The following is a 14,943-nucleotide window of genomic DNA, read 5'->3' as shown; positions in this document are numbered from 1 at the left end:
GGTTTCCCTCAATGAGTCGTCGTCACAGCAGCAACTGGCGTCGCGGCCACCAACAGGCTGGCCAGTCGCGCCGTAAGCGGGTGATCGGTGCCAGTGGTGCGGCCTCTGCGTTCTTGGCGTTCGGAATGACGCCACTGGCCAGCCTGCCGTCAGCGCAGGCCGATGATGGCCTGGACTGGTTGTTGGACATGTTTGAGCCCGCCGCGGCGGCTGATGTTGCGGGCCCCGCTGCCGGTGGCTTCTTCGACATGAGCACGATCATCGACCAATGGTTCTACCAGCCAATGCACTTCGGTATGGAGGCCTGGATCGACAGCGACCTAGGCGCACTGGTCAACGGCTGGATCAACGAATCCTCCGGACTGTTCCTGATCGGTGACGGAGCCGACGGGACCGCACTGGACCCTAACGGCGGCGACGGTGGACTCTGGTTCGGCGACGGCGGTGCCGGTTGGAACAGTGACGATGCAGCCCTGGCCGGCGGGGACGGCGGCACCGCGGGATGGTTCGGTAACGGTGGCGCAGGCGGCGACGGCTTTGAGGGCAGTGCAGGCGGAAACGGCGGCGACGGCGGCTTCTTCATGGGGCTCGGCGGTGACGGTGGCGCCGGAGGCGACGGCGTCGGGTTCGGCGACGGCGGTGGCGTCGGAGGCGTCGGAGGCGACGCCATCGGCTGGTTCTTCGGGAACGGCGGCAACGGTGGCGTCGGCGGCAGCGGTACTGACGGAGCCAACGGAAGCTGGGCCAACGGTGGCAACGGTGTCGGCGGCAACGGCGCCAGCGGTGGGTCCGGCGGTGCCGGCGGGCGGAGCGGCTACCTGTTTGGCAATGGTGGCAATGGCGGCGACGGTGGCCAGGCTGGTGGCGCCGGCACGTCCGCCGACGGCGTCCTAGGCAACCTGAATGGCGCCGCCGGTGCCAATGGTGGCAATGGTGGTGCCGGTGGTGCCGCGGGCGTGAAGTTCGACGGTTCCTATGGCAGTGCCGGCGAGGCCGGGACTGCCGCCGATGGTGGGGCCGGAAGCGACGGTGGTGACGCATACCAGGACTCGGTCAGCGGTAACTACCTCGGCAACGGCGGCGCTGGCGGCAGTGGTGGTGTCGGCGGTGCCGGCACGATAGGCGGGGGCGGCGGCGAAGCCGGTGACGGCGGCGCCGGAACCACCGGCGGTAACGGTGGTACCGGTGGTGGCGGTGGCACCGCCACCGCTGGGGGCGTCGCCGGCGACGGCAATGCCGGTGGTGTCGGTGGTGCCGGCGTGACCCAGGGCGGCAACGGCGGTAACGGCGGCCTCGGTGGTTCATCCACTGACGCCAACGGCGGCGTCGCCGGCAAAGGTGGCGCCGGTGGCGCCGGTGGCAACGCCTCCACCAGTGACAACACCGTCAAGACAACCGGTGGTAACGGCGGTAACGGTGGTGCCGGTGGCGCCGCCGGCAAAGCGGGCCTCAACCAGCCCACCTTGACCGGCACTGGTGGTGACGGTGGTGTCGGCGGCGCGGCCGGCACCGGCACCTACGTCGGTGGCAACGGCGGCACTGGTGGTGCCGGCGGCCAGGGCGGTGGTGGTGCGACGAGCATCGCCGGTGACGGCGGCCGGGGTGCTGACGGCGCCGCCGCCACCGGCTGGAAGTCTGGCGACGGCACCCTCTTCAGCAAGGGCGGCAACGGCGGTAACGGTGGTGCCGGCGGCAAGGCCCTGCCCAACGGGTACTCAGGTGTCGGCGGTGACGGCGGAGCCGGCGCCGACGGGGCAACCGGTGCCGGCGTCATCAGCACCGGCGGTAATGGCGGTAGCGGTGGCGCCGGCGGTGCTGCCCCGCCAACCTTGATCGTCGCCGGCGCCTGGGGTGGTGACGGCGGTAATGGCGGTGTTGGCGGCGACGGTACTGCCTCTGGCGGCAATGGCGGTGCCGGCGGTGCCGGCGGCGCCGCACAGCTGGCTGGCGGTAACGGCGGCAATGGCGGTGCCGGCGGCAACAGTGCCGGTGCCACCAGCGTCGGCAACCCGTTCGGCGCCAGTCGCGCCGGTAACGGCGGTGCTGGCGGTTCCGGAGGCGTCAGTAACCCCGGTACTTCCAAGATGCCGGTCGGACCGGGTGGTGACGGCGGTAACGGCGGTGCTGGCGGCACCGCGGCCGGCGCGGTCAACGGCGGTACCGGCGGCGCCGGCGGTTTAGGCGGCGGCGGAACCACCGGCGGCGATGCTGGCGATGGGGGTAACGGCGGCGCGGCAACGGGCACTGGCAACGGCGGTAACGCCGGCTCCGGCGGTTCCGGTGGTAGCGCCCTTGCCGGGACCACGGGAATACCGCATCCGCGAGCGGCCGGCGGCGACGGCTACACCGCCGGCAACGGCGGGGCCGGCGGTAAGGGCGGCGTCGGTGGCACCGCGGTCACCGGTACTGGAGGTCTGGGCGGTAACGGTGGCGTCGGTGGTATCGGCGGTGTCGGCGGGGCCGGTGGTAAGGGCGGCGTCGACGCCGACGGCAACGGCCTCAGGGGCGGTAACGGTGGCACGGGCGGTGTCGGTGGCACCGGCGGCGAAGGTGGCGACGGCGGCGTCAGCACCAGCGGCACCAGTGGTGCTGCCGGTACCGATGCCCTCGATGGCAACGGTGGAGCCGGGGGCGCCGGTGGAGCCGGCGGCGCCGGAACCAGCGGGGTCTCCGGTGACGGTGGCACTGGTGGGAGTGGTGGCATCTCAGGAACCGGCAACGGCGGTGTCGGCGGTGTCGGCGGTTCCGGCGGGGCTGGCTCTGCCGGTGTGGTCGGCACCAGCACCGTCGCGGGAACCGCAGGCGGTGACGGCGGCAATGGCGGTAAGGGCGGTGTCGGCGGTGCCTCCACCACTGGCACCTGGGGCAACGCCGGTGTCGGTGGCGCGGGCGGTGTCGGCGGTGTCGGTGGTGTCACCGCGGCCGGCATTGGCCTGAACGGCGGCGACGGCGGTAATGGTGGTGCCGGTGGCAGCGGCGGCAACGGCGGTATCGACGCCAACGGTGGCGCCGGTGGTTCCGGCGGAACCGGTGGGGTCGGGGTCAATGGAGCTAACTCGGGTGATGGCGGTAACGGTGGTGCTGGCGGTACCTCCGACACCGGTAACGGTGGTGTCGGCGGAACAGGCGGCAGTGGCGGCACCGGCTCTGCCGGTGCGGTTGCCAGCGGCACCGTCGCAGGAACCGCTGGTGGCGCTGGCGGTAACGGCGGGAAGGGTGGAGCCGGAGGTGCGTCCACCTCCGGCAGCTACGGAAACGCCGGCACCGGTGGCGTCGGTGGTTCTGGTGGCGTCGGCGGCGTCGACTCCACAGGCAATGGCCTCAACGGCGGTGACGGCGGTAGCGGTGGGGCCGGTGGCTCGGGAAGTAACGGTGGCCTCGACGGAACCGGCGGCGGCGGTGGAGCTGGCGGCGTCGGCGGCATTGCGGCCAACGGCGGGAACTCCGGTGACGGTGGCAACGGTGGTACCGGTGGCACCTCAGGCACCGGTAACGGTGGCGTCGGTGGCACCGGCGGCACAGGCGGCACAGGAGCCCTCGGCGGTACGGCTGGTGACGGCGGTAACGCCGGCGACGGCGGTACCTCCGCCAGCGGCACCGCCGGCAACGGTGGCACCGGTGGAACCGGTGGCAGCGGCTATGGCGGTACTGGCACCACGAACGCCGGCGGTAATGGCGGCAACGGCGGTAAGGGCGGCGTCGCCGGCCTGTCCGGCACTGGAACCGACGGCAAAGCCGGCGTCGGTGGCGCCGGTGGCGGCGGCGGTGCTGGCGGGGTCGACGTCGCTGGTAACGGCCTGAACGGTGGCAACGGTGGCACCGGCGGGGCCGGTGGTGCCGGCGTCAACGGCGGTCTCGACGGCAACGGCGGCGTCGGCGGCGCCGGCGGTGGCGGTGGTATCGGAAGCAGCAGCCTTTCCTCCGGAAACGGCGGCAACGGTGGTGCCGGTGGGACCTCTGGAACTGGCAACGGCGGGAACGGTGGGATCGGTGGTGCCGGAGGCATCGGGGCCCTGGCAGCCACGGGCGGACCCGGGGGTGTCGGTGGCAACGGCGGCCTCGGTGGTGTCGGTGGCGCATCCACCAGCGGTAATGGAGGTATCGGCGGTAACGGTGGTGCCGGTGGCGCCGGCCGGGCGGGCACGATCGGAACCGCTGGAACTACGGGGGTCGGCGGCAACGGAACCGACGGCGGCACCGGCGGCACGGGCGGGGCCGCGGGTAACGGCGGCACGTCTGTTACCGGCACCGGTGGCAAAGGCGGCGTCGGTGGCGCCGGTGGCGCCGGTGGAATCGGTGCCGCCGGTGGCAAGGGCGGCGTCAACGCCGGTGTCGGCCAGGCCGGCGGCGCGGGCGGCAACGGCGGCAACAGCGGTACCGGTGGCAAGGGTGGTGCCGGTGGTGAGAGCACCAGCGGTACCGACGGTGCTAACGGCAACGGCGGTGCTGGACCCGCCGGCGGTAAGGGTGGTAACGGCGGTAACGGCGGCAGCCCCGGCGGTGCCGGCGGCACCCGTGGGACCGGCGGGACCGGCGGAACCGGCGGTGCGGCAGGAGGTCCCGGGGCGATCCCCGGCACCACCGGTGCAACCGGCGCCAACGGAACCAACGGCAGCCCCGGCTGACGCCGCCAGGGCGCGTAGCGCGGCCGTCGGGTCCCTCACCGGACTCGGCGGCCGCGGTCGCTCGGGTGCCTATCCCGTTGACTCTGCGCTCACCAGGCATCCCACTCGCACTTCTGCCTGGTGAGCGCAGAGTCAACGCTTAAGAGAGCGGGATCTCCGCGGCGATGGTGTTCATCAGCGCGCTGTAGCGCTTGGCCTCCGGGTCTTGGCCGGGCTTACCGCTGGAGATCAGCCCCGCGGACAGGCCGCGCTGCGGGTCGGTCCAGATGGCGCAGTTGACCAGCCCGAGGTGCCCGAAAGCAGCCGGGGCGTTGCGGCCGAACGGGCCGAAACGCTTGGATCCCAACATGTAACCGGTGCCCCACCGCAGCGGCGCCAGTCCGGTGGCGACATCGGGTCGCAGCCGCCGACACGGGGCCGTGGCGCCCCGCAGCGTCTCCGGCGACAGCACCCGAACCCCATCGAGTTCACCTCCGCGGCGCCAGATCTCGGCAAATCGCGACAGCTCGAACGCAGTCGAGATGGTATTCGACGACGGCACCACCGTGGTCAGGAAGAACGGACTGTTGGTCACCGGGATGATCTCGTACACCGACCCACCGATCGCCTTGCGGAACACCGCCACCGCCGCGCCGGTCGGCTGCTTGCCGGTCGCATGACTGGGTGCCACCAAGGGAATATCTTGCGGGGCAACGCCGTAATTGGTCCAACGGAATCCGAGTGGGTCCAGGATCTCGGTGGCCAGTACGTCCCGGATGTCCTTACCGGTGGCTGCGCGCACGATCTCGCGGGTCAGCGGCCCCCAGGTCAAGGCGTGGTACATGTGCATGAATCCCGGCGGATACACCAGTCGCAGATTGGCCAGCTGGGCCTGGGCGTACTCCGGGTCGTCGGCGCGATTGAGGTCCGGTTTGGGGCCGGTGGCGAACGGTACCCCGGCGCTGTGAGTCATCACGTGCCGAATGGTGGTGCGCTGCTTGCCGTGTCGGCCGTAGTCGGGCAGGTAGTCGCTGACCCGATCATCCAGAGAAAAGGCACCGCGCTCGACCAACATGTGCATAACGGTGCTGGTGATGGCCTTGGCGGTCGAGTAGACGCAGAACGGGGTGTCAGTGCCCACCAGAATCTGCTCGGCGTCGTCGGGATCCTCCGGGCCGTTGCCCCAGCCGTGCCCGATCGCGCGATTGAGCACCACCCGTCCGTTGTGCCGCAGGCACAGCTGAATGGCGGGGTGCAGGCCCGCGGAATACCAGTGCCGGGCGGCCTGCCAGATGCGATCCACGGCCGCCGGGTCGATACCGGAGTGGTCCTCGTCGCCGATCGCGGTGACTGCGTCGAGGTCAGCGGGGATACGGACGGTGCCGTCAGGTGTCATGCCCGCCAGGTTACGTGGGCCGCCGGGCTGCGCCTCGGCCGAAATACAGTTCCTGGGTCGCCACGCAGACCAGCTGCCCCGCCCGGTTGTACATCGTCGAGGTGGTCAGGCCGCGCCCGCTGATGCCGCTAGGGCTGAACTGGTCCGAAAGCACCCAGTCCGACAGGTCGACGGGCCGCTGAAACCACAGCGCGTGGTCGATCAGCGCATTGAAGGTGGCGGCCTGGTTGGTGCGTCGCATGGCCAGAGCCGCCTCGACCATCTTCGTGCCGGACAGGTAGGTCAGCAGCGCACTATGCATCACCGGATCCGCGGGCACCGCCTCCACCGGCTTCCACCACATGCGCAGCCGCGGCGAGGGTTCGCTGGAGTCCATGGCCACGCGCGGCGGTGCGTCGATATAGCGCACGTCGAACGGGTGGGCCTGCACCCAGTAGCCGCCCAGCTCGTCGGCGTAGGCGGCGTGCTGGTCCTGAGAGGACGGCAGCGAATCCGGGTCGGGGACATCCGGCAGCGGTTGCTGGTACTCGGGTGCCTCTACCGCGGTGGTGAACGACGACAGCACTTCCAGCAGGATCTGGCCGTCTTGGCGAGCGGTGACCTGCCGCGTCGACAGTGTCCCGCCGTCGCGGGCCACCTCCACATGCATCTCGACCGGGCGGCGCGCGTCTCCGGCCCGCAGGTAGTACACGTGCATGCTGTGCGGAACGCGCCCCGGCGCGGTGCGGCTCGCCGCGATCAGCGCCTGGCCCGCGATGTGCCCGCCGACGATGTGGTGGATCGGGTTGTCCATCTGGGTGGCCACGAAGTGCTCGTCGTCGATGCGGTCGACGTCCAGGGTGGCGACGATGTCGGCCAGGTCCGGCTGGCGGTGCGGCATGTCGTGGCTCACGCGTGCGCACCCATCTCCATCAGGTACACCCCGGCTCCGATCAGCACCACGCCGCCGGCCATAACCGGAGTGAAGGGATCGTGGAACAGGAATCGGGCCAGCACCGCAGTCAACGCCACCCCGATACCCGACCAGACGCCGTACGCCACGCCGACCGGAATGCCGCGCTTGAGCACCATCGCCAGCAACACGAAGGAGACCACGTAGCCGATGGCCACTGGGATCACCCACTGCCATCTGCTGAAGCCGTCGGAGGCACGCATCGACAGCGTTCCGGTGACCTCGAAACCGATCGCCCCCAGCAGCAGGATCCAGGCCATCACTCGCCGGTGAACTCGGGTTTGCGTTTGCCCATCATGGCGCCGATGCCCTCGATCAGATCCTTCGACGCCAAGAATGCCGAGTTCCAGGCCGCCACGTAGCGCAGGCTGGCCGACACCCGGTCGGTGCGCTGCTCATCGAGCACGTCCTTGATACCGGCCACGGTCAACGGCGGGTTCTCGGCGATCTCGGCGGCAGTGGCGTGCGCCGCGGCCAGGCTGGCGTCGGCGTCGGCGTAGACGTCGTTGACCAGGCCGATCTTCTCCGCGCGGGCCGCGTCGATGTCTTTGCCGGTCAACGCCAGTTCACGCAAGTGTCCGTCGGACACAATCAGCGGAAGCCGCGCCAGGCTGCCGACGTCGGCGACGATAGCCAACCTGACCTCGCGCACGCTGAACTTGGCGTCGGCCGACGCGTAGCGGATGTCGACCGCGGAGATCAGGTCGACCCCGCCGCCGATGCACCAGCCGTGGATCGAGGCGATCGTCGGTGTCCGGCAGTCGGCCACCGCGGTGATCGCACCCTGCATGCGCTGCAGTTCGCGGTGGAATTCCGCGCGCGGCCCGGCCAGCGCCCCGTCGGCCAGCATCGGCGTCATCGTGCCGCCCATGGCGGCCACATCCAGCCCGTAGCTGAAGTTCTTGCCGGAGCCGGTCAGCACGATCGCCCGCACGTCGCGGTCGGCATCCAGCTCGGCGAAGACCTCCGGCAGCTCGGCCCAGAACGCCGGGCCCATCGCATTGCCCTTGCCCGGGCCGATGAGCGTGACCTGCGCGACGTGGTCTTTGATCTCGACGGTGACGGATTCGTAGGTCTGAGCCATACCCCAGACCGTAGCGTGGTCGCATGGCCCCCGAGATGCGACCCAGCCCTGATGCGCCTCCCGTCGACGAGCTCGCCGCCGCCCAGGCCGGATGGGCGGTGCTGGAGCAGGTGCTCGACAGCATCACCGGCGACCAATGGTCCAACCAGACACCGTGCTCGGAGTTCGACGTCGCGCAGCTGACGGAGCATCTGCTGCACTCCATCACCGTGATCGGAGGCGCAGCGGGCGCGCAGTTGCCCCCACGCGACGCAGGCGCTGCGGTGGCCCGGCAGGTCACCTCCGTGGCCCGGCCCGCTTTGGACGCCTGGCACGGCCGCGGCCTGGACGGCACGGTCACCATCGGTCCCAGTGAACTGCCTGCGCGGATGGCGGCGGGGATTCTGTCGCTGGAGTTCCTGGTGCATGCCTGGGACTACGCGACGGCCACCGGTCGCACCGTGAACGTGGCAGAGCCCTTGGCCGAGTACGTGCTGGGCCTGGTCCGCGCGATCATCACGCCGGAGGGCCGAGTGCGAGCGGGCTTCGATGACCCGATCGACGTCGACGATTCGGCATCGAGCCTGGAAAGGCTCCTCGCCTTCACCGGCCGGTCATAGACCCGCCACCTGCGCGCCAACCCGGCGTCGTTCACTTCACGTAGCGTCGGTGGGGCATGAACGTTGCTGGTTGGGCCTGGGGGCTGACTATCGTCGGCCTCGTCGGATTGCTCGTGTTCGACTTCGTCTTTCACGTTCGTCAGCCCCACGTTCCGACCCTGAGGGAATCTGCGGTGTGGTCGGCGGGCTACGTCGGCATCGCCGTCGCGTTCGGGTTCGGCATGTTCGCCTTCGGTGGCGTGGATGCCGGTTCCGAGTATTTCGCCGGCTACGTCACCGAGAAGGCGCTCTCCGTCGACAACCTGTTCGTGTTCCTGGTCATCATGGCCCGATTCCGGGTGCCCGCCGCCGAACAGCAGAGGATTCTGCTGTTCGGCATCATCTTGTCGTTGATCGCCCGAACCGGATTCATCTTCGTCGGGGTGGCGTTGATCAACACCTTCAGCTGGGCCTTCTACGTGCTGGGCCTGATCCTGTTGCTCAGTGCCGCCGGGATGCTGCGCTCAGGCAGTGACCATCAGGCTCCCACGGGCGACACCGCCGTCACCCGCCTGGCCCGCAAGGTCGCCCGCGCCCCGATGCTGGTGGTGATGCTCGCCATCGCCGGCACCGACGTGATCTTCGCGCTGGACTCACTGCCGGCGATCTTCGGCCTCACCCGAGACACCTACACGGTGTTCACCGCGACTGCGTTCGCGCTGCTGGGGCTGCGGCAGCTGTACTTCCTGGTCGACGGCCTGCTGGACCGGTTGGTTTATCTCTCGACCGGTCTGTTCGTGATATTGGCGTTTATCGGCGCCAAGCTGGTGCTGCACGGACTGCACGACAACAACCTGCCGTTCATCAACGACGGCAGGCCGGTCCCGGTGGTGGAGATCGGGACGGGACTTTCGCTGCTGGTGATCGTCGGCGTGCTCGGCGTCACCGTGGTCGCCTCGTTGCTGAGCGGTGAAAGTCGAAACCAGACTGCCGCGGTGCGCGATCGTCAGGACGATCTCGTGCTGCGGCCGTGAGGGGTTAGATCCGCTCCAGGTAGAAGTAGAAGTAGCGGCCCACCCCGTCCTGGTAATCCAGGACTCCGCCCTTGCCGTTCATGATGCCCAGCACGGTGTTGTCGTCGATCCGCTTGAAGTGATCGTGGGTCGGCTGGCCGTCGTAGACCATGGTGGCCACCACTTCGCCACGGAACTCCTCGGACCACAGGCTTGCCTCGCCCTTGCCGAGCTTGACGTTGGAGAACTTGTTGCCGTCCTCGTCAAGGCATACCAGCGGTTGCACGTCGGTGACCGAGTTGAACGTCTTGCCGAACCAGCGAGCCTTCTCCAACAGGCCATTCATCTTGTGGCCGGTGACGAACTCTCCGCCACGCCACTCGCCGATCATCAGCTCGAGGGTGGCCGGCGGCAGCGCCGCCCAGAACTCGTCGATCTCGGCATCGGGGATCTGCCCGGTGCGCTCCTTGAGTGCGGTGAACGTCGCGCGGGCCTGTTCGTCATTCATGGTGGCCATTTCCTTTGGTGTCATCCGCCGAACGTGAAGTTAGCTTCACGATCGCTGGTCGAGTGTGCAGCTGGCGTCACGCTCGGCGGGGGAGTCGGAGAAGAGTCAGGCGCCCTTGTTCACGGCCCGCTTGAGGCCGAAGAGCAGGCCGTGTGCCAGCACCGAGGCGACGGCGGGGAGACGGTTGTCGGCGCTGACGGTGTAGCTGATCTCGGTACCGGATCCCGTCGACCGCAGGGCCACGTTGCCCACGTAGTTGCGGAAGGGGACACCCGAGACGCCTCGGTAGCTGAGCCGCTGTTCCGGCTCGAAAGCGATGATCTCCTCCACCAGCGGGGCCATTCCCGGCACCGCCTGGATGCGGCGCTGGGCGCCGACGCCGTTGGGCTCGGGAGCGCCGGGCTGGATCACGGTGATCTTCAGTCCGGGGGCCCAGCCGGACATGCCCTCGTAGTCCGAGAGCACCTCCCACACCCGAGACGGGGATGCGGCGACGGTGGTGGTCGCGGTCGCGTGCATAGCTTTCCTCCTCAGCGGAACGTCTGTGCGAACCGTAACAGCGCGTCGTTCTCCTCTGGCGCACCGATGGTCACCCGGACCCCGTCTTGCCCGTACGGGCGGACCACGATGCGGGCCGCGGCGGCGGCCGCCACGAAGTCGGAAGTGCGCTCCGCCAGCGGTAGCCAGACGAAGTTGGCCTGCGAATCCGGTAGCTCGAATCCGGCGTCGCGCAGCGTCGCCGAGACGCGGGCCCGCTCGGCCACCACGGCGTCGGTTCGGGCCATCAGCTCATCGGCGGCGTCCAACGAGGCTATTCCGGCGGCCTGCGCCACGCTGGACACGGTGAACGGCACGTAGACCTTGCCCAGTTCGGTGATGATCTCCGGACTTGCGACCGCATAGCCCAGCCGCAGACCGGCCAAACCGTATGCCTTCGAAAATGTACGCAGCACAACCACATTCCGATGGCGTCGGACCAGTCCCAGACTGTCGGGCAGGAGCGGCTCGCGGATGTATTCGACGTACGCCTCGTCGATGGCGATCAGGATGTGTGGTGGCACCGCGGCCACGAACTGCGCCAGGGCATCCGGATCGACCACGGTGGAGGTCGGATTGTTCGGGTTGCAGACAAAGATCAGCCGGGTGCGGTCGGTGATAGCCGCCAGCATCGCGTCCAGGTCGTAGGTGTGCTCGCGAAGCGGAACCTGCACGGGCACGGCACCGGCGGTACGCACCTGCAGTGGATAGATCTCGAAACTGCGCCAGCCGAACAGCACCTCGTCGCCGGTGCCGCTGCTGATCTGGATGAGCTGCTGGCACAGGCTCACTGATCCGCACCCCGCTGCTATGTGCGCCGGGGTGAATCCGACGTGCTCGGCCAGCCGGGCACGCAGGGCGGCATAGCCGTTGTCCGGGTAGCGGTTGGTGGTGGACAGGGCGGCATCGACGGCCTTGACCACGCTGGGCAACGGCGGGAACACCGTCTCGTTGCTGGCGAGTTTGATCGATCCCGGGACCGTCTTGCCTTCGACGTATGCCGGCAGTGCGGCGATCTCCGGGCGCAGTCTCACGGTCACGGACCACAGCATATGTGGAGCGTGTGCGGTCTATTGGCCCGCGGTTTCAGAACTGGGGGAGTGATCCGGTACCCTCAACGAGTTCGGGAGGCGTGCCAGAGCGGCCGAATGGGACTCACTGCTAATGAGTTGTCCCCTTTACGGGGGACCGGAGGTTCAAATCCTCTCGCCTCCGCAACGGCCGGGCTTGCTCGACCGACAACTGAAGACCGGCGCCCGTAGCTCAACGGATAGAGCATCTGACTACGGATCAGAAGGTTGGGGGTTCGAATCCCTTCGGGCGCACTGTGGATACAGAAAAGCTCCGGCTCAGGCCGGGGCTTTTTCTGTTTTCTGGGTCCGGACAACCCCACCCCATGCACAATTAGGTTAGCCTTACCTACTGACGGGGTGGTGCGTTTGGGTTGCCGCCCGTGGTTGACAAGGACGGCGGTGAAACGCCGTAGGAGGTAACCGGCTATGGCTGCGCGTGTTGGGTTGGGCGATCTCGAACGCACCGTCATGGAGTGCCTGTGGTCGGCGTCGGGTTCGTTGACCGTCCGTGAGGTGCACTCATCGGTGTCGGTCAAGCGAAACCTCGCCTATACGACGATCATGACTGTGCTGCAACGCCTTGCGAAGAAGAACCTGGTGATCCAGCGCCGTGACCATCGCGCGCACCGCTATGTGCCCAGGCGTGGCCGTGCCGAGTTGGTCGCTGAGCTCATGTCCGATGCGCTCGATCAGGTGGCCGATTCCGGCGGCCGGGAGGCTGCGCTGGTCCACTTTGTGGAGCGTGTCGGCGCCGACGAAGCCACCGCTCTGCGGCGCGCTCTTGCCGACCTCAACGATGCGTGACGAAGCGCCTTGCCCTGCAAAGTCCTTGGTGGCGCGGGTGAATCGCCGACGGCGAGGCGGCGCCTATCAACCGTTGCGGGGCGCGGAGGTGTCCGGCGCAAACCAGGATTTCTTAGCCTGCCAGGAACGTGCCAGCCCATAGGCAAGGACCGCCACCGACGCGCAGACGCCGGCCCAGATGGCGGGGCCGGCGTAACCGCCCACCCAGCTTGAGGTGACCGCGACAACACAGGCTGTCACCCCGAAAGCCATGGACGCCGCATACAGCGCGAGCGTGGTCCTGGCCCGCTGATCGTGGCGCAGCGACACCATCAGTCTGCCGACGTACCCGGCCAGATAGAGCATCAGGGCAACGGACGTCACCTCGACGACGGTCACCCAACGGTTTCCGCTTAGGCGCGCGTACATATCTGGTTCGTAACCGCGTTTGGCATTGGCGAACGCCACCACGACCACCGCGACACCCGCGCCCACCGGCATCAGGAGATGGTTGCGCATGATCGGCCACACATGCGTGGGATCGGCGAGACGCACCAGCATGTGGTAGATGTTCCCGATCACCGCCGCGATCAGGCACAACCAACCGAGTACCTGCTGGACGTTCCACAGCCCCAGCAGGCTGTGCAGCGGTGGGCCCAGCTCCGTGCCCGCCCATGGGGTCAGCAGCAGCAGTGCGCAACCCTGCAGGGCGATGGCAAGGGTGGCGCCGGCCTCCCAGCGCGACCACCAGGTGTCGCGACGAACCCACAGGCTGTAGGTGACGATCATCAGGGTGACCGCGATGAACACCGCAGTCATTGCGCCTCGGTCACCGATTCGCCGCCGTCGGCGGTGAACCAGGCGTTCTTGGCCCGCCAGGATCTCGCCAGCCCGTAGGCGAAGGTCGCCACCGAGAGGCATACGCAGGCCCAGATCGCCGGTCCGACGTAGTGCCCGGTCCAGATCGAGAAGACGGCGGCCACGCAACCGGCCACGGCGAAACCCATCGCCGCCACGTACATGCCCAGGGTGGTTCTGGCCCGGTGATCGTGTCGCAGTGACAGCAGCAGTCGGGCGACGTACCCGCTCAGATAGAGCACGATCGCGGCGGCGGTCGCCTCGATGACGGTCACCCATGGGTCGCCGGTGAGGCGGGCGAACAGGTCTGGTTCGAATCCGCGTTCGGCATTGACGAAGGCCACCAGGATGACGGTGAGGCTCAGCCCCACCGGTATCAGCAGGTGCCTGCGCATGATCGGCCACACGTGCGCGGGATCGGTCAAGCGCACCAGCATGTGGTAGATGTTGCCCAGCACTCCCGCCAGCAGGCACAGCCAGCCGAGCACCTGCTGGGTGTTCCACAGTCCCAGGATGGTGTGCAGGGGTGGGCTCAGCTCGGTCGCCGCCCACGGCGACAGCAGCAGCAGGCCGAGGCCCTCCATGGCGATGGCAAAGGTGGCACCGGCCTCCCAGCGTGACCTCCAGGTGTCGCGGCGAACCCACAAGCAGTAGGCGACCATCACCAGGGTGGTCACGATGAACGCTGTTGTCATGGAGCGCCGTTCACCGTCTCGTCGTCTGCGACCCGGTGGGCCCAGCGGTTACCGGCGGCAACCGCCAGCGTGGTGACAATGATTCCTGAGGTCATCGAGGGTTCTCACGACAGCGCTTGCGGGGGACGGGGTTCTGCGAGCGGACGCGCGCTGCTGGCGAACCATGCGGCTTTGGCTCGCCAGGAGCGGGCTGAACCATAGGCGAAGATCGTCACGGAGATGCATGCGCACAGCCAGATCAGCTGGCTCACACCGTCTTTGGTCCAGGCGTTGCTCATCATCGCCATGATGCCCGCTACCGCGAAAGCCGTCGAGGCGGTGTAGAGCTCGACGGTCTCCTTGGCGCGCGGATCAGACCGCAGCATCGACAGCACGCGTGTTGCGTAGCCGGCGAGGTAGATCATCAGCAGGGACAACAGCACCCAGTACGCACGTGCCCAAGCGCCACCGCCCCCGAGCGTCGAGAATCCATCCGGGCGGTAGCCCGCGTCGGCGATCACGAACGTCACCACCAGCGCCATCACGCCGAGCTGGATGGGCAATCGCACCTGCAGGCGGAACAGCGGACGGACTTTGTCGAAGTCGGCCAGCCGAGCCAGCACGTGGTAGATGTTGGCGGCGACGGCGATCACGAAGCAGATGTGCCCGGCCAGCTGCTGCGTGTTCCATATCCGCAGCGCCCGGTGCGCCCAGGGGCCCAGGGTCTGGGCCGCCCACGGCGACATCAGCACCAGTGCGATGGTCTCCAGTGCGATGGCCAGGGTGATGCCGATCTCCCACCGCGACCACCAGGTATCACGACGCACCCACAGGCTGTAGAGCGCGACCACCACGGTGGCGCCAATTAACGCCGGCGTCATGC

The 14,943-nt window shown here is 68.5% G+C and carries 13 protein-coding genes, 2 tRNA genes and 1 pseudogene; 6 read left to right on the top strand and 10 right to left on the bottom strand.

Annotated features, from left to right (window positions below):
• Nucleotides 1-11: 11 nt before the first annotated feature.
• Entirely contained in the window at nt 12-4,625 is a 4,614-nt protein-coding gene (locus tag G6N09_RS20265; protein ID WP_163752702.1) for a PGRS repeat-containing protein, read from the top strand.
• A 139-nt stretch (nt 4,626-4,764) separates the two neighbouring features.
• Here the strand turns inward: G6N09_RS20265 and lipE are convergent, their stop codons facing one another.
• Genes lipE through G6N09_RS07445 form a run of 4 tightly spaced genes read right to left on the bottom strand, consistent with a single transcriptional unit; the run spans nt 4,765 to nt 8,036 of the window.
• Nucleotides 4,765-6,000 (bottom strand): lipase LipE, encoded by a 1,236-nt coding sequence (gene lipE, locus G6N09_RS07460; RefSeq protein ID WP_083025349.1) that lies wholly within the window; start codon nt 5,998-6,000, stop codon nt 4,765-4,767.
• 10 nt (nt 6,001-6,010) lie between these two features.
• On the bottom strand, nt 6,011-6,880 hold the full coding sequence (locus tag G6N09_RS07455) for an acyl-CoA thioesterase (RefSeq protein ID WP_083025583.1): 870 nt from the start codon (nt 6,878-6,880) through the stop codon (nt 6,011-6,013).
• Between the two features lie 8 nt (nt 6,881-6,888).
• Nucleotides 6,889-7,212, bottom strand: a complete 324-nt coding sequence (locus tag G6N09_RS07450; RefSeq protein ID WP_083025350.1) for a DMT family transporter — start codon at nt 7,210-7,212, stop codon at nt 6,889-6,891.
• Nucleotides 7,212-8,036, bottom strand: coding sequence for a crotonase/enoyl-CoA hydratase family protein (locus tag G6N09_RS07445; protein ID WP_083025351.1), 825 nt, complete (start codon nt 8,034-8,036; stop codon nt 7,212-7,214). Before G6N09_RS07445 ends, G6N09_RS07450 begins: the two co-directional genes overlap by 1 nt.
• A 23-nt stretch (nt 8,037-8,059) precedes the next feature.
• On the opposite strand from G6N09_RS07445, the gene G6N09_RS07440 reads away from it, so the two are divergent.
• Together G6N09_RS07440 and G6N09_RS07435 are read left to right on the top strand one after the other, a co-directional pair.
• Nucleotides 8,060-8,635 (top strand): TIGR03086 family metal-binding protein, encoded by a 576-nt coding sequence (locus tag G6N09_RS07440; RefSeq protein ID WP_083025352.1) that lies wholly within the window; start codon nt 8,060-8,062, stop codon nt 8,633-8,635.
• 56 nt (nt 8,636-8,691) lie between these two features.
• Nucleotides 8,692-9,615: pseudogene (locus G6N09_RS07435) on the top strand (TerC family protein); the annotation flags it as partial.
• Nucleotides 9,616-9,652: 37 nt separating this feature from the next.
• Here the strand turns inward: G6N09_RS07435 and G6N09_RS07430 are convergent.
• The 3 genes from G6N09_RS07430 to hisC form a co-directional block, all read right to left on the bottom strand.
• Nucleotides 9,653-10,135 carry a DUF4334 domain-containing protein gene (locus G6N09_RS07430; protein WP_083025586.1) on the bottom strand — a complete coding sequence of 161 codons (483 nt, stop codon included), beginning with the start codon at nt 10,133-10,135 and terminating at the stop codon, nt 9,653-9,655.
• Between the two features lie 105 nt (nt 10,136-10,240).
• On the bottom strand, nt 10,241-10,654 hold the full coding sequence (locus G6N09_RS07425) for an SRPBCC family protein (RefSeq protein WP_083025354.1): 414 nt from the start codon (nt 10,652-10,654) through the stop codon (nt 10,241-10,243).
• Between the two features lie 11 nt (nt 10,655-10,665).
• Nucleotides 10,666-11,712: a histidinol-phosphate transaminase gene (gene hisC, locus G6N09_RS07420; protein ID WP_083025588.1), complete on the bottom strand. Its 1,047-nt coding sequence runs from the start codon at nt 11,710-11,712 to the stop codon at nt 10,666-10,668.
• Between the two features lie 86 nt (nt 11,713-11,798).
• Here hisC and G6N09_RS07415 point away from each other — a divergent pair.
• From G6N09_RS07415 to G6N09_RS07405, 3 genes are all read left to right on the top strand, one after another.
• Nucleotides 11,799-11,887 (top strand) — tRNA-Ser (locus G6N09_RS07415).
• Nucleotides 11,888-11,924: 37 nt separating this feature from the next.
• A tRNA-Arg gene (locus tag G6N09_RS07410) sits at nt 11,925-11,997 on the top strand.
• Nucleotides 11,998-12,171: 174 nt separating this feature from the next.
• Nucleotides 12,172-12,549 carry a BlaI/MecI/CopY family transcriptional regulator gene (locus tag G6N09_RS07405; protein ID WP_083025355.1) on the top strand — a complete coding sequence of 126 codons (378 nt, stop codon included), beginning with the start codon at nt 12,172-12,174 and terminating at the stop codon, nt 12,547-12,549.
• A gap of 66 nt (nt 12,550-12,615) precedes the next feature.
• On the opposite strand, the gene G6N09_RS07400 is transcribed toward G6N09_RS07405, so the two are convergent.
• The 3 genes from G6N09_RS07400 to G6N09_RS07390 all read right to left on the bottom strand — a co-directional run bounded on the left by G6N09_RS07400 (nt 12,616) and on the right by G6N09_RS07390 (nt 14,941).
• On the bottom strand, nt 12,616-13,347 hold the full coding sequence (locus G6N09_RS07400; protein WP_083025357.1) for a hypothetical protein: 732 nt from the start codon (nt 13,345-13,347) through the stop codon (nt 12,616-12,618).
• The gene (locus G6N09_RS07395) at nt 13,344-14,081 is read right to left on the bottom strand and encodes a hypothetical protein (RefSeq protein ID WP_083025359.1); all 738 of its coding nucleotides are present in this window, start codon (nt 14,079-14,081) and stop codon (nt 13,344-13,346) included. The genes G6N09_RS07400 and G6N09_RS07395 overlap by 4 nt, the downstream gene beginning before the upstream one ends.
• Nucleotides 14,082-14,185: 104 nt before the next feature.
• Nucleotides 14,186-14,941, bottom strand: a complete 756-nt coding sequence (locus G6N09_RS07390) for a hypothetical protein (RefSeq protein ID WP_083025361.1) — start codon at nt 14,939-14,941, stop codon at nt 14,186-14,188.
• Nucleotides 14,942-14,943: the final 2 nt, after the last annotated feature.

Source organism: Mycolicibacter minnesotensis (assembly GCF_010731755.1).
Classification (GTDB): domain Bacteria; phylum Actinomycetota; class Actinomycetes; order Mycobacteriales; family Mycobacteriaceae; genus Mycobacterium; species Mycobacterium minnesotense.
The sequence above is the reverse complement of the archived record's forward strand: the minus strand, read 5'-3'. Positions and strand labels throughout refer to the sequence as shown.

Excerpts from the sequence above, each read along its gene's own strand:
- G6N09_RS07390 (WP_083025361.1), bottom strand. The coding sequence starts at position 14,941 with ATGACGCCGGCGTTAATTGGCGCCACCGTGGTGGTCGCGCTCTACAGC.
- G6N09_RS07425 (WP_083025354.1), bottom strand. The coding sequence starts at position 10,654 with ATGCACGCGACCGCGACCACCACCGTCGCCGCATCCCCGTCTCGGGTG.
- G6N09_RS07430 (WP_083025586.1), bottom strand. The coding sequence starts at position 10,135 with ATGAATGACGAACAGGCCCGCGCGACGTTCACCGCACTCAAGGAGCGC.
- G6N09_RS07440 (WP_083025352.1), top strand. The coding sequence starts at position 8,060 with ATGGCCCCCGAGATGCGACCCAGCCCTGATGCGCCTCCCGTCGACGAG.
- G6N09_RS07405 (WP_083025355.1), top strand. The coding sequence starts at position 12,172 with ATGGCTGCGCGTGTTGGGTTGGGCGATCTCGAACGCACCGTCATGGAG.
- G6N09_RS07450 (WP_083025350.1), bottom strand. The coding sequence starts at position 7,212 with ATGGCCTGGATCCTGCTGCTGGGGGCGATCGGTTTCGAGGTCACCGGA.
- G6N09_RS07395 (WP_083025359.1), bottom strand. The coding sequence starts at position 14,081 with ATGACAACAGCGTTCATCGTGACCACCCTGGTGATGGTCGCCTACTGC.
- G6N09_RS07445 (WP_083025351.1), bottom strand. The coding sequence starts at position 8,036 with ATGGCTCAGACCTACGAATCCGTCACCGTCGAGATCAAAGACCACGTC.
- lipE (WP_083025349.1), bottom strand. The coding sequence starts at position 6,000 with ATGACACCTGACGGCACCGTCCGTATCCCCGCTGACCTCGACGCAGTC.
- G6N09_RS07455 (WP_083025583.1), bottom strand. The coding sequence starts at position 6,880 with ATGCCGCACCGCCAGCCGGACCTGGCCGACATCGTCGCCACCCTGGAC.
- G6N09_RS20265 (WP_163752702.1), top strand. The coding sequence starts at position 12 with ATGAGTCGTCGTCACAGCAGCAACTGGCGTCGCGGCCACCAACAGGCT.
- G6N09_RS07400 (WP_083025357.1), bottom strand. The coding sequence starts at position 13,347 with ATGACTGCGGTGTTCATCGCGGTCACCCTGATGATCGTCACCTACAGC.